This is a genomic window from Thermobacillus composti KWC4, assembly GCF_000227705.2.
GTDB classification, from domain to species: Bacteria; Bacillota; Bacilli; order Paenibacillales; family Paenibacillaceae; genus Thermobacillus; species Thermobacillus xylanilyticus.
Map to the genome: position 1 here is coordinate 1 of NC_019897.1, position 17416 is coordinate 17416.

A 17416-nucleotide genomic window follows, 5' to 3' on the forward strand; every position below is an offset into this window, starting at 1 on the left:
ACGAAAAGCTGAAGTATCTTGATGTGCGCTCCGCCCGGGCAACCATGCCAGGCCGAATCACTACGTCAGCCCCGGATTGCGGTAACGGACCGCATACCGCTCGAACTCCGCCCGGTCAAGCGGCTTGCTGAGCAGATACCCCTGGGCGTGCGTGCATTGCATGCCCCGAAGCATTTCGAGCTGCTCCTCGGTCTCCACCCCTTCGGCGATCGAATCGATGCCGAGCAGCGACGCGATGGACAGGATGACCTTCACGAGCGCCCTGTCCTTGCTGCCGTCATGGATGCGCGAGATAAACGAGCGGTCGATCTTGAGCACGTCAACATCCAACTGATTCAGCACGGAAAGCGACGAGTACCCGATCCCGAAATCATCCAGCGCGATCAGGATGCCGAGATCCGACAGTTCGCGCAGCGTCCTGGCGATCACATCCATCCGGCTGATGACCGCGCTCTCGGTCAGTTCCAGCATCAGCCCGTCCGGATCACAGCCCGTTTCGGCCAGAATCGTCCGCACGGTGTCGACGAAGCCCGGCTGTTCGAGCTGGATGGCGGACAGATTGACGGACACGCGATCGATCGGCAGCCCGCTGCGCCGCCACATACCGAGCTGAGTGCATGCCTGCCGCAGCACCCATTCGCCGATCTCGATGATCAGGCCGGTGCTCTCCGCGATCGGAATGAACAGATCCGGCCGCACCGGGCCGAGCTCCCTGGAATGCCATCGCAGCAGCGCCTCCGCGAACAGGCCGCACTTCCCTTTCGCGATCGCCTGGATCGGCTGATAGACCAGCGCCAGCTCGCCTTCGGCCACCGCTTTGCGCAGATGCTGCTCGATCGCCACCTCGCGCGTCGTCTGCCCGACCATCGATTCGTCATAGCAGACGAGGCAGCCGCCTCCCAGCTTCTTCGCGCGGTACATCGCCAGATCGGCGTTCCGCAGGAGTTCGCCGCCGCTGGCCGCATGTTTCGGATAGAAGCTGATGCCGGCGCTGCCCGTGACGATGAATTCGTGATGTTCGAGCCGAATCGGCTCGCGCAGACGTCCGAGCACCCGCTCCGCTTCGGCGATGCCTTCCCCGGGGGCCTTCAGCGCTTCGAACAGCAGGACGAACTCGTCCCCGCCCAGCCGGTACAGCCGCTGGCCTTCGCGCAAGGCGGCGCCGAGCTGGCCGGCGGCCGCGATCAGCAGCCGGTCGCCGACGTTGTGGCCCAGCGCATCGTTGACGTTCTTGAAACGGTCCAAATCGATGAGCACGAGTCCGATCAGCCGGTCCTCGGAGAACGGATGGCTGCGGATCAGCGCGTTGAGCGCCTCCCTGAGCTGCAGCCGATTCGGCAGCGCCGTCAGCAGATCGTGTCTGGCCGCGTGGCTCATCTGGGCCAGCCGCTTTTTCAGATCGCGGAACCGGGAGGCGAAGCCTTGATGAAAAACGTACAGCAGAAGCAGCAAAACGGCATCCAGAAGGGCGAAGCCCGCCGCGGTCCGCCAGAAGCCGCTGCCCGCCGATGCCAGCAGCAGCCGGCCGGGAGCGGCGGCCGCGAGCGTCCAGGGCGTACCCGCCGCCTTTCCGTATATTAACAGAAAATCTTCACCGTCCCGCTCGAACCGGATCACCCCGGAATCCGCATCGTCCCGCGAGCCGATCCGGCCGGCCAGGCCGGGATCCTCCGCCGGCCCGCCGCCCTCCGTCAGCCGAAACGCGGCATCGCCGGCCAGAAAGTAAACCGTCTGTTCCTCCGTCAGCGTGTATGTATAAAAAGTCTCGTGCACCCAGGCCAGCGGCACGAAGCTGCCCACGGCTCCGCCGGGCGCCCCGTCCGTCCGCTCAACAGGAAAGGCCAGCACGAGACCGGTCTCGCCGTGCGGGCCGTCGACCGGGCCGTAAAGCATCCCGCCGCCGTCCGCTTCATGCGGGACTGCGCCGTCTTCCTTCACGGACGCCGATGATCCGTCCGGAAAGACGATCGTTCCGTCCGGACCGATCAAGCCCAGGAGCGGAAGGTCCGCGTGCCTCGTCCGTTCTTCGGCCAGATAGGGCAGCGCTTCTTCGTCATTTCCCGACCGGACGGCGGTTGTGCCCGCCATGACGCGCAGCTCGGCGATCCGCATCTTCGTCCAGGCGGCGAATTCGTCCGCCCATGCGGCGACCGCCGCCGCGGCTTCATATTCGAGACGTTCGGTTTCGTCCAGTTTCTGTTTCTGATAAACGATCGTTCCGACAGACAGCACAAGCCATGTCGTCAAGACAGCGGCGCCCCAGAACCATCGGTGCATCCCCTTGTCCTCCACGTATGTTCCTCCCCACCGGCTGCCGCCTGTCACCATTATAACCGAAGGACCGGGGATCTGTAAGATTCATCCTGTCGATTCATGTCGAAGTTTGCAAATTGGCCTAATCCCCGCCGGCCGCGCTTTCCGTCGGTTGCGGCCGGCCCGGGCGAATGCCTATAATAACCCATAATCCCTTATACAGGAGCGATTCCGCCGTGAAAAAAGAGCTTATCGAACGCCTCACGCGCTACGTTCAGGTGGACACCCGGTCGAACCCGGACAGCGGCACCTGTCCCTCGACACCCGGCCAGCTCGAACTCGGCCGCATGCTCGTGGATGAACTGAAGGCGATCGGGTTGACCGACGCGGCCATGGACGACAACGGCTATGTCATGGCCACCCTCCCGGGCAACACGGACCGCAGCGTGCCGGTCATCGGCTTCCTCGCCCATCTCGACACGGCCACCGACTTCACCGGCAAAAATGTCAAGCCGCAGATCGTCGAAGCGTACGACGGCGGCGACATCGTGCTGAACGCTGAGCAGGGGATCGTACTGTCGCCGCGCGACTTCCCCGAGCTTGCCGGTTACCGCGGTCATACGCTCGTCACGACCGACGGCACGACGCTGCTCGGCGCGGACAACAAAGCCGGCATCGCGATCATCATGACGGCAATGCATCATCTCGTCCGGAATCCCGGGATCAGGCGCGGCGCCGTGCGCGTCGCCTTCACGCCCGACGAAGAGATCGGACGGGGACCGCACCGGTTCGACGTCGCGAGGTTCGGCGCGCGGGCGGCCTACACGGTCGACGGCGGCCCGCTCGGGGAGCTGCAGTACGAAAGCTTCAACGCCGCCCAGGCGGTGATCGAGATCCGCGGCAAGAACGTCCATCCCGGCACGGCCAAGGGCAAAATGATCCACGCCGCGAAAATCGCCATGGAATTCCACGCGAAACTGCCGGCCGATGAGGCGCCCGAATATACGGAAGGACGCGAGGGCTTCTACCATCTCATCTCCTTCGAAGGCGGCGTCGAGCACGCCAGAATGCAGTACATCATCCGCGACTTCGACCGGGAGAAGTTCGAAGACCGGAAAGCGTATCTCGCCCATATCGCCGCCGAACTGCAGGCCGCATACGGCGAAGAACGGATCCGGATCGAAATGAACGACCAATATTACAACATGCGGGACAAAATCGAGCCGGTACGCGAAATCATCGACATCGCCGAGGAGGCGATGCGCAGCCTCGGCATCGAGCCGGTCATCCGGCCGATCCGCGGCGGCACCGACGGCTCGCAGCTGTCCTACATGGGGCTGCCGACGCCGAACCTGTTCACCGGCGGCGAGAACTTCCACGGCCGCTACGAATACGTGTCCGTCGACGTGATGGCGAAAGCCGCCGAGACGGTCATCGAGATCGTGAAACGGTTCGCCGAACGGGACTGGCCGCAATAACCCGAATCATCCTATGCGAGCCGAATCGGGGAACATGCGCGCGGCAGCCCCCGTTTCGTCCGGGTAAGGGCATACCCGGTCCATCCGGACGGCGGACGCGTTCCGGTCCTTGAACGTGACATGCTCCCGCCTGAAGCCCGCCGGCGAATCGAGTCCGCACGAAGCCGCCAGCATGTAGACGCCTTCGCGAACCGTCGTCAGGTAGTTGGCCGTGCGGAACCTTTTCTCCTCGATGACCAGCCCCTTCTTCAGCTCCGGCTTGTGGCTGGTGACGCCGGTCGGGCATTCGTTCGTGTTGCATTTCAGCGCGTTGATGCAGCCGATCGTGTTCATCGCGGCGCGGCCGACGTTGACGAGATCGGCGCCGAACGCCAGCGCGATCGCAATGCGATCGGCGGTGGCGAGCATGCCGCTGGCGATGATCTTCACCCGGTCGCGCACGCCGTGCCGCCGCAGCGCGTTGTCCGCGAGGAGCAGCGCGGAATAGACGGGCAGGCCGAGGGAATCGGCCATCTCCATGTTCGCCGCGCCCGTGCCGCCCTCGCCGCCGTCGATCGTCAGAAAGTCCGGTCCGGTGCCGGACTCGCGCATGAAGGCGGCAAGCTCCTCCATCGCCTGTTCGCTGCCCACGACCAGCTTGACGCCGACCGGCTTGCCGGACAGCTCGCGAAGCCGCTCGAGGAACGCGAAGAGCGACGGCAGGTCGCGGAAATCCTCGAACCGGTTCGGCGACTCCACATCGCCGTCGTAATCCATCGGAATGCCGCGGATGCGGCGAATCATCGGCGTCAGCTTGCTCTTCGGCAGCTTGCCGCCGCGCACCTTCGCCCCTTGCGCGAGCTTCACCTCGATCATCTTCACCTCGGGACGTCCGGCCGTCCGCATGAACGCCTCCGGATCGAACGTGCCGCGCGCGTCCGAGCGGGCGCCGTATTTGGCCGAGCCGATCTGGAAGATCAGATCGGCTGCCTTGCGCGTCAGCACGCCGGCGGCGGCCATGCGCTCCGCGGCTTGGATGTACGGATTCTCCTCCATGTCGAAGACGCGCATGTCTTCATGCGGAATGTCCGCAAGCTCCCGCAGAATCTCGAAATTCGAGACGATACGGCGCTTCCGCACGAAATCGAAAACGGCGGCTTCATGCCGGTCCCGCGGCCTTGCGGCCTGTCCGTCCCGCAGCTCGTACACCTTCGACAGGTGATAGGGCGACAGTCCGCCTTCCCCGGTGTTCATCCAGGTGTGGCCGGCGATCGCCGCGCCCTGGGCGAGCGCCAGGACCGCGTTGTCGGAGAGCGCGCCGAAGCTCATGCCCGAGATGCCGACGAAGCCTCGCGTCTTGTACGGCATCCGCACCTTGTTGTATTCGCCGATCACGACAGCATCCCGCTCGGTCAGCGCCCAGGGCAGCGATGTCGCGCGGATGCGCCGTTCCTTGCGGGAGATCAGTCCTTCGCTCAAGATTTGATATTTGTACGTCGTCGTGACGACATCCGTCTGGTCGACGGCCAGTTCGTCCGTGTTCTTCGGGAAGAGCGCGTTGTTCAGGAAGAACCCTTCCGTCTGGAAATCCCGGCGCGAGCCGAATCCGATGACGGTCGAACCGTATTTGCCCGCCTTGGCAATATACGCCTGCGTGTCCCGGTCCACCGGCCGCCCTTCCTTGTCGCCCCAGATGAAATATTGCCGGAATTCCGGTCCGAGCATCTCGAACACGTACCTCAGCCTGCCGATGACCGGATGCGTTTTCAGAACGGAATGCTGACGCTGAAGATATTTGTCCCAGACATACAACGCGATAAGGGCAACGGGCACCGCCAGCACGATGACGGTGGCGGCAATATCGAGCAATTGACCGACAATTTGCATGGCAACCCTGCCTCCTTGTCTTGATGACGTGATCCGACAGCGTCATTCCCGCGCGGCGGCTCCTCTGCCCCTGGACACATACGGATTGCCCGCTTCCCAGAACCGCCAGGGGTAGAACCGCGCTTCGCCGCTTCCTTCGATGCCGATCCGCAGGCCGCATGCCACCGCTTCGGCCGGTCGGCCTTGCGCGATGAACAGCGGCGGCGCGGTCAGCGGACGGCCGTAGTCCGCCTTCGTGATGCCGAGCGCCTTCGTCAGCTTGCCGGGGCCGTTCGTCAGATCGTACGGCCGCTTCACCGGCCCGCGCCGCGCCCGCATCAACTCCAGTCCCAGGACAGGCTCGACGGCGCGGACCAGCACCGCTTCGGGTTTCCCTTCCTTCCCGCTCGTCACATTGAACAGGCTGTGGGTATGCATGACATAGACATAGGCCCTTCCGGGCGGGCCGAACATGACTTCCGTCCGCGGCGTGCGCCGGTTGCCGCAGGAATGGGCGGCGCGATCCTCCGGACCGATATACGCTTCCGTCTCCACGATTCGGCCGGCGGCCGCGCCTTCCTCCGTAACGCAGACCAGCAGCATGCCGAGCAGCGCCTGCGCAAGCTCCAGCGTCGGCCGGTCGAAGAAGCCGTCCCGCACCGGTTCCATCCGCAAGCTCTTCCCGCCTCCTTGCATGTCGAGCGGCGGTCCTGCAGGACCGCTTCTGCCCCCAGTATAACATGGATGCGAATGGATAACCTACCGGCAGGCGATGCCATTTCTACACAGGCGGAGGGATGTCTCATCAATGAAAGCCGTCACGTACCAGGGCGCCCACAGCATCGAGGTGAAAGAGGTCGCCGATCCGCGCATTGAACGTCCCGACGACATCATCGTCCGGCTGACGGCAAGCGGCATCTGCGGCTCGGATTTGCATCTCGTGCACGGCATGGTCCCGGATCTGCCGAAGGATTTCGTCATCGGCCATGAACCGCTCGGCATTGTCGAGGAAGTCGGTCCGGAAGTCACCCGGGTGAAGAAAGGCGACCGGGTCGTCATCCCGTTCAGTGTCAGTTGCGGCGAATGTTTTTATTGCCGGAACGGGCTGGAAAGCCAATGCGACAACTCGAACGAAAACGCGGAAATCGGCGCTTATTTCGGTTTCTCCGACAAGGGCGGGGGCTATCCCGGCGCCCAGGCCGAATACTTGCGCGTGCCGTACGGCAACTATCTGCCGTTCCGCATTCCGGACGACTGCGAGCTGACCGACGAGCAGCTCGTCATGATCGCCGATGTGCTGACGACGTCTTACTGGAGCGCTGAAAACGCGGGCGTGATGCCGGGCGATACGGTCATCGTGCTCGGATGCGGTCCGATCGGTCTGGTGACGCAGAAGATTTGCTGGCTGATGGGAGCGAAGCGGGTCATCGCCGTCGAACCCGTCGGCTACCGGCTGGAGCATGCGAGGCGGACGAACAATGTGGAGACGGTCGCGTTCGAATCACCGAAGGAGACGGGAAAGCTGCTCAAGGAGATGACGCGGGGCGGCGCGGACATCGTCATCGACTGCGTCGGCATGGAAGGCAAAATGACGCCCGTCGAGTATGTCGAGACAATGCTGAAGATGCAAGGCGGTTCGTTGGGAGCGCTCATCACCGCCGCGCAGGCGGTGCGCAAAGGCGGGTTGATCCAGGTCACCGGTCTGTACGGGATGCGCTACAACGGATTTCCCTACGGGGAAATTTACTCCCGAAACATTACAATGAAAGGCGGCCTTGCACCGGTCGTCCACTACATGCCCGTCGTCTACAACCTGATGAAGCAGGGCCGCCTCGACCCGAGCGACATCGTGACCCACGTGATGCCGCTCTCGGAAGCGAAGCAGGGATATGAGATTTTCGCACAGCGGAAACAGCATTGCATCAAGGTCATTCTGCGGCCTTGACAGCCGGTCATCCGCGCCCTCTCCGCCTGGACAGCGGGACATCGGCGACCGCGCCGGCGGGCGTACGGACCGCGCCGCGCCTCCGGACCGCTTCGCGGAGCCGGTACAGCAGCACGAGCGCGAGGCCGCAGCCGACGCCGGCAATCAGATTGATGAACACGGTCAGGGCGAACGTCGCGACGAGCACGACCGACTCCGGCGACCGCTTCCGCAGCAGTTCCTTGAAGGCCCGCCGCTCGCTCATGTTCCAGGCGACGACCATCAGCACCGGAGCCATGGCCGCGAGCGGGATCTTCGACGCCTGCGGGGCGAGCAGGACGAGCACGAGCAGCACGACGACGCCGTGGATGACGCCGGACATCCGGGAAGCGGCGCCCGTCCGGATGTTGGCCGCGGTGCGGGCGATCGCGCCGGTCGCCGGGATGCCGCCGAACAGCGGCGTGACGATGTTCGCGATGCCCTGCCCGACCAGTTCGCGGTTGCTGTTGTGGCGCGTGCCCGTCATGCCGTCGGCGACGACGGCCGACAGGAGCGATTCGATGCTGCCGAGCGCGGCGATCAGCAGGGCGGACGGCAGCATCGTCACGATGGTCCCCCACGACAGATCCGGCAGCGCAAGCGCCGGCAGCGACGACGGAATCGCGCCGTAGACCGACTCGATCGTCGCGGTCCGGCCATCGAACAGCAGCAGGGAAACCGCCGTGGCGGCGGCAATGCCCGCAAGCGCCGGCGGAATCTTCGTCGTCACGCGCGGCAGGATGAGCATCACGGCAAGGCAGACCGACGCGACACAGACGCTCTCGAGGCTGGCGGCGGGCAGCCGCCGCAGCACTTCCCCGATATTCTGCAGGAAGAACTCGTGCTGCCGCATCCCCTGAAGTCCGAGGAAATTGCCGATCTGGCCCGTGAAAATGATGACCGCGATGCCCGCGGTGAAGCCGACCGTCACCGCTTTCGGAATATACGCGATGATCGAGCCGGCCTTGAGCAGCCCCATGATCACGAGCAGGATGCCGGCCAGCAAGCCGGCGGTCAGCAGACGCTCGTAGCCGTGCTCCAGCACGATGGCGAGCAGCACCGGAATGAAGGCGCCGGTCGGCCCGCCGATCTGGTAGCGGGAACCGCCCAGCAGCGAGATCAGCACGCCCGCGGCCACCGTCGTGTACAATCCGTACTCCGGCTCGACGCCGGAAGCGATGGCGAACGCCATGCCGAGCGGAATGGCGATCAGACCGACGATGATGCCGGAGACCAGATCCCTGCGGAATTTCTCCCACCCGTATCCGCCTGTACTGTCCGTAGGTTGCAACCCGGATGCGCCTCTTTTCTCTGTATTTATGTTTATCTAAATATTTAAATTTTCAAATATAAGAAACACAAGATGTATCCTACTCCCGCTTCCTCCTTCCTGTCAAAGGCGGAATTCGCGCGAAAACGGACGCGGCGCCCCGAATTTCCGATTCTTGTCCGCTCCGGGCTGTCCGGGCGAAGCTTGGAGCCCGCAGCCTGCCCGAAAGACGCGGAACGGCCCGGATTCCGCCATTGGAACCCGGGCCGTTCTTGCCTCTTCTGCCATTCACAACGGTTCGTTGCGAATCTCTTCGAGCAATTGAATCTGGTCGATCAGATGGTTGTCGAAAATCTGTCTCGCCACCTGCAGCAAATCTTTGATCAGCGGATCCCGCAAAGAGTAGACGACCGTCGTCCCCTCTTTCACCCCGTACACGACATTCTTGTTCCGGAGCACGGCGAGCTGCTGCGAAACGGTCGAGCCTTCCGATCGCAGGAGGTTCTGGATTTCGTTCACGCTGCGGTCGCCTTCGCAGAGAATCTCGAGAATGCGGATTCGCAAGGGATGCGCCAGCGCCTTGAAGAAATCCGCCTTGAACTGCTGAATGCTGTTGGCCATGTCCGATTCCCCTGTTCAGGCCTGCCGGCCCGTAATGCTTCTCTCTATAGTAACATATTGAAGCGCGGGGCAGGCAACCCCGGCGAAGGCGCGAGCGCCGCGCAGGGTGATGCGGGAACTCAGCTTTTGACCTCAAGCACCTTGTATTCAATGACGCCCATCGGAGCGGTGACGCTCACCTTGTCGCCGGCCTTCTTGCCGATGAGTTCCTTGCCGAGCGGGCTCTCGTACGAAATTTTGTTCTCGCCCACGTTCGCTTCCGCCGGGCTGACGATCCGATACTCGATCTTCTCGTCGAATTCGAGGTCGTGCACGAGGACGGTCGAGCCGATCTGGACCGAGCCGTCGCCCGCCTCGTCCGGGCTGACCACCTTGGCGGTCCGCAGCATCCGCTCGAGCTGCAGAATCCGCGTCTCCATGAACGCCTGCTCTTCCTTCGCGGAATGATATTCGCTGTTCTCGCGGAGATCGCCGTAACTGATCGCGACCTTGAGCCGTTCGGCGAGCGCCTTGCGCTTCGGGCCTTTCAGCTCGCGGAGCTCTTCCTCCAGCTGTTTGTACCCTTCCGGAGTCAATATCAGTTCGTCGTTCGCCATGGTTTTCCACTCCCCATTGATTGCATAACCCTCTATATTTTACCCCATGTCCGCCCGTTTCGATAATGGATTTGCTGCAAAAAAATTTCGCGGCTGCCCGCCTTTCCGCGCTTGATCCTCTGTTCACCGGCACGTGGTGCATTTTTGCACCAGATCCGCCGCCCTCTGCGAAAATCGCCCGCAGGTAGTGCATATTTGCACCATATCCGCCCCCTGCCCCCGCATCTCGCGAGGAGTCGACCGGAACGGGCATCCTGATGTACAATAGGGGGCATGGAGGAAGCGGGCAGGCGTGCGCCGGCGGCCGCTTCACACACTCAATGCTGCGACAAGGAGATCGATATGAAGTATATCAGCACCCGGGGCGGGGTCGCCCCGATCGGATTCACCGACGCCATCCTGATGGGGCTCGCGGACGACGGCGGGCTGCTCGTGCCGGAGCGGCTGCCGCGGCTGTCGGACGACGCGCTCAAGGCGTGGCGGAAGCTGTCCTACTCCGAGCTGGCGCTGGAGCTTCTGGCGCTGTTCATGGAGGAAGACATCCCGCGAGAAGAGCTGGAGCGGCTCGTCAATGACAGCTACGCGACGTTCCGCGATCCGCACGTCACGCCGGTCGTGAAATTGCGCGACGATCTGCACGTGCTGGAGCTGTTCCACGGCCCGACGTTCGCCTTCAAGGACGTCGCGCTGCAGTTCCTCGGCAATCTGTACGCTTACGTCTCGCGGAAGACCGGTTCGGTCATCCATATCCTCGGCGCGACGTCCGGCGACACCGGGGCGTCGGCCATTGAAGGCGTGCGCGGCAAGGAAGGCATCAAGATCTGCATCCTCCACCCGCACGGCAAGGTCAGCCGGGTGCAGGAACTGCAAATGACGACGGTGCAGGACGACAACGTGCTGAACCTCGCCGTCGAAGGTACGTTCGACGACTGCCAGCGCATCATCAAGGAACTGTTCGCGGACGTTCCGTTCAAGCGGCAGTATCATCTGCGCGCCATCAACTCGATCAACATCGCCCGCATCCTCGCGCAGACGGTTTACTATTTCTACGCGTACTTCCGTCTGGCGGAACAGGGGCATGCCGGCCCGGTCAACTTCAGCGTGCCGACCGGCAACTTCGGCGACATCTTCGCCGGCTACATCGCGAAGCGGATGGGGCTGCCGGTCGGCAAGCTCGTGCTCGCGACGAATGAGAACGACATTCTCGCCCGCTTCGTCGCAAGCGGCGTCTATCAGCCCGGCGAATTCCGCGGCACGTACAGCCCGTCCATGGATATCCAGGTGGCGAGCAACTTCGAGCGCTATCTGTACTACCTGTATGACGGCGATGCCGGCACGGTCGCGACGCTGATGGAACGGTTCAGGTCCGAAGGCCGGATCGAAGTGCCGCAGGACGTGCTGCTTAAAGTGCGGGAAGACTTCGCCGCTTACAGCGTGTCGAACGAGGAATGTCTCGACACGATCGCCCGCTATTACGAATCGTACGGCTATCTGCTCGATCCGCACACCGCCTGCGGCGTCGCGGCCGCGGACAAGCGGTCGGACGAAGGCGAGGTCACGATCTCGCTGTCCACCGCCCATCCCGCCAAGTTCGACGAGGCGATCCGGCTGCGGAACATCTCGCAAGTGTATCCCGAGCCGATCCAGGCGCTGTTCGGCAAGCCGCGCCGCGTCACGGTCGTCGGCAATGCGAACGAACAGGTGAAGGAACAGCTCGAAGCGTTCTTCGGCTGAATCGACGCCATCGCCGCCATCTGTCATCGGAGAGCAAGCCTGAACAGGCGGCTTTGGAACCCTCATGTTACGGTGGATGAGGAGGACGATGCGGATGGATTGGCTGGACAGAATGAACCGGGCGCTGGATTACATCGAGCGTCATTTGGAAGACGGGGTGAGCATCGAGGAGGCGGCCAGGGCGGCTTACTCGTCGGCGTTCCATTTCCACCGGCTCTTCCATATGGTGGCGGGACTCACGGTAACGGAGTACATCCGGCGCAGGCGGCTGACACTGGCGGCGCAGGAGCTGGCATCGACGCAGGCCCGGGTCGTCGATGTCGCGCTCAAGTACGGGTACGATTCGCCGGAATCGTTCGCCAAGGCTTTCCGCAGGCTGCACGGCATCGCGCCGTCCGAAGCCCGCAATCCCGGCGTCCGGCTCAAAGCCTTCCCCCGCATGGAATTCCAACTATCCTTGAAAGGAGTTCATGCGATGGATTATCGGATTGTCGAGCGGGAAGCGTTTCATGTGATCGGGAAAGTGCTGGATACGACGACGCGGGACGGCGAAAATTTCAGAGAGATTCCGAAATTCTGGAACGCCGGTTATGCGGACGGCTGGATCCCGCGGCTCGAATCGCTCACCGGCAAGATGGCGATGGGGGTCGTGCTGCCCATGGATCCCGGCCAGGAAGATTTTTCTTACATGATCGCCGTCGAAGCCGGACCAGAGATGGCCGGAGATGAATGGACCGGCTATACGGTGCCGGCGGCATCCTGGGCCGTATTCACTTCCGTCGGCCCGCTGCCGGGCGCCATTCAGGACGTGATCCGGCGCATCTTCCAGGAGTGGTTCCCGTCAACGAACTACGAGCATGCCCACGGACCGGAGCTGGAAGTTTACCTGGACGGAGATTCGTCCGCACCCGATTACCGCTGCGAGGTCTGGATTCCGATTGTGAAGAAGTAACGTGCAAAAGCAAGGGGCCGTTCCCCGGCAGCCAAGGCTGCCTGCGGGACGGCCCGTTTCATTGCCATGCGGCTTTCGCTCAGTGCGCCCAGATTCGGTACAGGATGACGGCGGCTTCCGCGCGCGTCAGACGGTTGCCGGGAACGAGCGTGCCGCCTGCTCCCTGCACAATTCCCGCCGCCACCAGCTTCTCGGCGCTGCTCCGGGCATATGCGGCCACGTCGCCGGCATCCTTGAACCGGAGGAGAGAGCCGCCTTCCGGAAGCGGTCTGCCTGCGGCCCGGAGCGCCAGATCGACCATCACCATCATGTCCTGGCGGGTGATGGGGCTGTTCGGATTGAACCGGTTAAGCAGGTTTCCGCTGACGATGCCGTGCTGTTTGGCAATCCTCACTTCGTCATAGAATTCGTCCGTCTTCGCCACATCGCTGAACATCGCGACGGTTTTGCCCGTATCCTTCAGTTCGAGCGCGCGGACGAGCAGGGCGGCGAATTCGGCGCGGGTGACGAAGGCGTGCGGATCGAAGTTTGAACCGCCGCTTCCGTCGATAATATCGCGGGAAGCCATCGCTTCGATCGCCTGCTTCGCCCACGGCACCCGGTCAATGTCGTCGAACGTCTTCACGACGTAAGCGACGGCATAGACGCTGAAATGGGTCGTGCGGAACACGACGGCGCCGGATTCGGCGTCGTAGCGGCCGTTCGGCACGGCCGTTGCGCGGCCTTCCCCGTCAATATACCAGACAACGAGATGACCCGGATTCGCGAGCTCTTCCGCCGTCGGCTCGTACGGGATGGACACGGTGACCGGCGCGTTCGGGTTGTTCCAGGCGATGGCCTCGCCGTCCGCCAGCACATTCAGGCTGATCGCCGGCCGATCGCCGATCCGGTTGCGCACGGCTTCATCCAGTTCGAGGTCGTCGACGCCGGAAATGGCGATGGTGATCGTCTCCGCATCCCCGGCAATGCCCGCCAGCATGTTCGACGGCAAGTCGACGATGCCCAGCGGCGTCCTGAGCCGGATGACATACGGCTCGTCAGCGGCCAGGAACCCGGCCGGCAATTCCACGTCGACGGCTTCAGCGTCTTCCGCATCGATGTCAAGGACGACGATCTTGCGGCCGGTGTCGTCCGCCGCCGCGAGTTCAAGCGCCTGCGAGAGCGTGCCGCCGCTCAGGCTCGCCTTCGCCCGGCCGTTCGCGATCGTCGGCTTGACGGTCACGGTGCCGTCTTCCGCCACGGCCGGCTCCGGAGCGGGCGCCGGCGAGGGCGTTGGCGACGGACCGCCGCCGCTTTGCGGCTTGCCGGTCAGGGTCAGCACGCCGAATACGGACGGATCCTGCCAGCCCTGGCCCGTCAGGTCGTTCCAGATCGCCACGCTCTGGCGCACGCCGTCTTTCGCGTCGTTGATCTGCGCGTCGAATCCGATCTTGCGGCCGTTCGCCGGCGTGATCGTCTTGAACGGAATTTTCATCTCGACGGTGTAGTTCGTGCCGTTCACGACGACCGCGGACTCGAACCCTTCGGCAATGCTCTCCGGATTGAACGTGGCGGCGTTCTCGTAGTTGACCCGGTACTGGCCGATCCCCGGGCCGTAGGACGGCGCCTTGCTGTTCGTCTCGTCAAGGAAGACTTCGACGGAATCCTGTTCGTACGGCAGATCGCTCGTCTGATCCAGCGCGGTATCCTGAACCTTGATCAGCACGTACAGATTCCGGTCATCCCAGAGCACCCGGGCCGTGCCGGTCGCGCCGTTGTGCGCCGTCTGGAAGCGTGCGATCGGCAGCTCCTCCGCCCGGCTCCATACCGCGTCCTCCGTTCCGTCCACGGCGGGTGTGCCGTAAGCGGCGGTGCCTTCCTGGTACTCTTTTTCCGCCGGCGGATGATCTTCGATGAACTTGGCGGGATCCATGACGGCGTAGTACGCCGGTTTCGCCTGATAACGGCCGTCGAACAGCAGCGGGCTGTTCTCCGATCGCCAGCTTGTGCCGTCGTCGACGCCCCAGAAGGTGACGCGCGTGATATGATCGGCATATTCCTTGTACAGTTGGAACAGCTGCGCGTACAGCCAGCCTTGCCGGATCGCCTGGTCCTCGGTGATCGTGCCGTTCGTTCCGGCCATGACGTCCAGCTCGGTGATGCCGACCTTCAAGCCGAGGCCGATGATCCGTTCGATCGATGCCCGCACATTGTCGGGGTTGGTGTTCAGGTTGTAGTGCGACTGCATGCCGATGCCGTCAATGAGCTTCTTGTCGCTGTTCGTTTCCGCCGCGTACCGCTCGTTGAGCTCTTTGACCATGTTGGCGATAGCCGTCGCCTTGTTCTGGTTGTCATCGTTGTAGTCGTTGTAGTACAGCTCGATGTCCCAGCCGTTCTCGTCGATCACTTCGCGAGCGGTCTTGTAAGCTTCATAGATGTAGTCCGGACCGATCGCGTAATACCATCCCGAACGGCGCAGCGAATCGCGCCAGTCTGCCGGGTTGGGCGGGTTGTCGTTCATCGCTTCGTTCACGACATCCCAGGAAATCACCCGGTCGCCGGTCGTCTTGACGACGGTCCGGATGTGGGTGCGGAGATTGTTCAGCGCCTCTTCCTTGTCCAGATAGAGAATGTTGCCGTTCGCATCCCGGAGCGGAGTGCCGTTGGCATCCACCTGGGTATGCAGCCAATCCGGTGATTGCGAGTGCCATACGAGGACGTGGCCATGCACCTTGAAGCCGTTCGCGATGGCCTGCTCGGCCAGCGCGATCTCGTCCGTCAGGTCGAACTCCCGGGTGCCCGGTTTGTAGGCGTACTCCGGCTTCATCGCGTTCTCCGCGGTCAGCAGATTGTAATGATGCTTCAGCATCTTCGACCGGATTTCGTCGTCGAAATTGCCCGGGTTCATGATGTTGCCGATCAGGAATTGGTCCTTGTAGATGTCCTTGATCGCCGGGAGCGTGAAATCCGGATTCGGTCCGGCCACCGGCCCGATGTATTTCAGTTCGAAATCGTCGATCAGGAAGGTTCGCGGCCCGCCGTAATCGTTCGCCACTTCCACATAGGCGTTCAGGTGATCGCCGGGCGTCACGGACTGCGTGTACCGGCCGCTCAGCTTCACCCACTCCCCATCCGTAACCGTAACGTTCGGGGATACGTTCGCAAAGCCGCTCTCGCCGTACTGGATGCTGATCCGGAGTACCGTCGGCTCTTCGCCCCGGGCCATTTTCACCCACGCCGACAGTTCATACTGATGACCGCGGGCCATCTTGCCGTGCACATCGAGCAGCGGACCGTCGTATTGGGCCGAAGCGGTCGTCTTCAGGCTGTGCTTGCCGCCCTCGGTGTGGTTGTCCTCCTGCGTCACCTCGATGCCGCCCGCGCCGAACCGGCGCACCCAGTTCCCGATGCCGCTCTCAAAATCGTCGAAAATGCCGCTCGTATCGACATCACCCGGATCCTCGCCGCCGGAGGTGACGTCCACGATCAGCACTTCGTCGATGTAAATGTCCGAGGTCAGCGTGTTGCTCTCGGCTGACTCGATCCAGAGCAACACTTCGCTCGTGTCGGCCGGAATCTCGACTCCCTTGGCCGCGAACGTCGTCCAATCGTTCGCCGTGACGTCCTGGTTGCCGACCAGCCACGGGTACTGGTTGTCCAGCAGCGGTGAATTGATCTTGGAGGCAATATGGAATTGTCCCGAACCTGCTCCGAGCCTCACTTTCAGCGAGACATCGTACGTGCGTCCCGACTTCATGACGCCGGTCGCGTTCAGGAGCGGTTGGCTGTCAGCGCTTTCACGATTCGTGAATTTCAGCGACTTGGAGCCGTCCGATGCGACATCCGAAGAAACTTCCAATGTGCCCTGACCGCCCCAGCTTTTGCGCGACCATCCGGTGTAGTCGCCGTCTTCAAAACTCTGGGACAGGACGACCTTGCCGTCCGGCTCGTCCGGTCCGCCCGTTCCGGTCAGGACGAACTTGATCTCGCCGATGTAGAAAGGAGTTGCTTTGCCGGCGGCATCCGTCTGGATGCGGAATGACTTGTCATGGTCTTCCACGGTGAACGTTTCGGTCAGCGTCGCCGGTTTGCCCGGCTCGAGCTCCACCGACTTTTGCTGCCTGTATTGATCGTTCTTCGTGACCACCGCGGCGACGATCGTAAGCTTGTCCAGACCGTTCAGATCGGCCGGATCCGCATACACCGACGCGGTGACGGTGTACGTAATCCCCGTCTGCAGCGGAATGGACGAGACATAGTAGTCCGCGGCATCCCACTCATTCTTGCGGTTTGTCACGTACAGCGCGCCGCCGTCGGTGTTCCCGTCGAAGTACACGCCCGTGGCGTGCTGCAGGCTGGCTCCGCCGGATTGCGCGGTTTTGCCGATGCCATGCTCGAACGTCTCGTGGTAGACGACCACGGGATCGTCCACCGCCGACGCGGGCGCGGCCATCCCGCCGGGGATCAGCAGGAGCAGCGCCAGAAGCGATGCAACATGTTTTCGCAGTTTGCCTCTCATGAAGACGTATCGGCCTCCAATCCACGAAAAATTTTAAGCGCTTACAATCCGCACCTTCTATATATACCACCTGCTGTTAAAATGTGGAGTTGAACAATTATAGATTTTTCTTTCAAAATCTTAGATGTTCGGGAATTGAGTCGATGGTCCCGGTCTGTGAGCCACGCGTGGAGGCCGACAATTTTCGCTATAATGGAGATCATCAG

Annotated in this window: 10 protein-coding genes and 1 pseudogene; 4 read left to right on the forward strand and 7 right to left on the reverse strand. The window is 62.7% G+C overall.

Features of this window, described 5'->3' with window-relative positions:
- Positions 1-60: 60 nt before the first annotated feature.
- The gene (locus tag THECO_RS20265; RefSeq protein WP_015253028.1) at positions 61-2277 is read right to left on the reverse strand and encodes a bifunctional diguanylate cyclase/phosphodiesterase; all 2217 of its coding nucleotides are present in this window, start codon (positions 2275-2277) and stop codon (positions 61-63) included.
- A gap of 212 nt (positions 2278-2489) precedes the next feature.
- Here THECO_RS20265 and pepT point away from each other — a divergent pair, with 212 nt between their 5' ends.
- The gene (pepT, locus tag THECO_RS00010) at positions 2490-3731 is read left to right on the forward strand and encodes a peptidase T (RefSeq protein WP_015253029.1); all 1242 of its coding nucleotides are present in this window, start codon (positions 2490-2492) and stop codon (positions 3729-3731) included.
- A 6-nt stretch (positions 3732-3737) separates the two neighbouring features.
- On the opposite strand, the gene THECO_RS00015 is transcribed toward pepT, so the two are convergent.
- A complete protein-coding gene (locus THECO_RS00015) occupies positions 3738-5597 on the reverse strand; it encodes an FMN-binding glutamate synthase family protein (protein ID WP_015253030.1) in 1860 nt (619 codons plus the stop codon).
- Positions 5598-5639: 42 nt separating this feature from the next.
- The gene (locus THECO_RS00020; protein ID WP_086010518.1) at positions 5640-6245 is read right to left on the reverse strand and encodes a DNA-3-methyladenine glycosylase; all 606 of its coding nucleotides are present in this window, start codon (positions 6243-6245) and stop codon (positions 5640-5642) included.
- 139 nt (positions 6246-6384) lie between these two features.
- Here THECO_RS00020 and THECO_RS00025 point away from each other — a divergent pair, with 139 nt between their 5' ends.
- Complete coding sequence (locus THECO_RS00025; RefSeq protein ID WP_015253032.1) at positions 6385-7521, forward strand: zinc-dependent alcohol dehydrogenase; 1137 nt, start codon at positions 6385-6387, stop codon at positions 7519-7521.
- 106 nt (positions 7522-7627) lie between these two features.
- On the opposite strand, the pseudogene THECO_RS00030 reads toward THECO_RS00025, so the two are convergent.
- The 3 genes and pseudogenes from THECO_RS00030 to greA all read right to left on the reverse strand — a co-directional run.
- Positions 7628-8830, reverse strand: a pseudogene (locus tag THECO_RS00030) (SulP family inorganic anion transporter); the annotation flags it as partial.
- A 267-nt stretch (positions 8831-9097) separates the two neighbouring features.
- Positions 9098-9430 carry an ArsR/SmtB family transcription factor gene (locus THECO_RS00035; RefSeq protein WP_015253034.1) on the reverse strand — a complete coding sequence of 111 codons (333 nt, stop codon included), beginning with the start codon at positions 9428-9430 and terminating at the stop codon, positions 9098-9100.
- 119 nt (positions 9431-9549) lie between these two features.
- Positions 9550-10026: a transcription elongation factor GreA gene (gene greA, locus THECO_RS00040; RefSeq protein WP_015253035.1), complete on the reverse strand. Its 477-nt coding sequence runs from the start codon at positions 10024-10026 to the stop codon at positions 9550-9552.
- Positions 10027-10368: 342 nt separating this feature from the next.
- Between greA and thrC the strand changes: the two genes are divergently transcribed.
- Complete coding sequence (thrC, locus tag THECO_RS00045) at positions 10369-11760, forward strand: threonine synthase (RefSeq protein ID WP_015253036.1); 1392 nt, start codon at positions 10369-10371, stop codon at positions 11758-11760.
- A 94-nt stretch (positions 11761-11854) separates the two neighbouring features.
- The gene (locus THECO_RS00050; protein ID WP_015253037.1) at positions 11855-12712 is read left to right on the forward strand and encodes an AraC family transcriptional regulator; all 858 of its coding nucleotides are present in this window, start codon (positions 11855-11857) and stop codon (positions 12710-12712) included.
- Between the two features lie 79 nt (positions 12713-12791).
- Here the strand turns inward: THECO_RS00050 and THECO_RS00055 are convergent, their stop codons facing one another.
- The gene (locus THECO_RS00055) at positions 12792-17210 is read right to left on the reverse strand and encodes an endo-1,4-beta-xylanase (protein ID WP_015253038.1); all 4419 of its coding nucleotides are present in this window, start codon (positions 17208-17210) and stop codon (positions 12792-12794) included.
- Between the last annotated feature and the right edge of the window lie 206 nt (positions 17211-17416).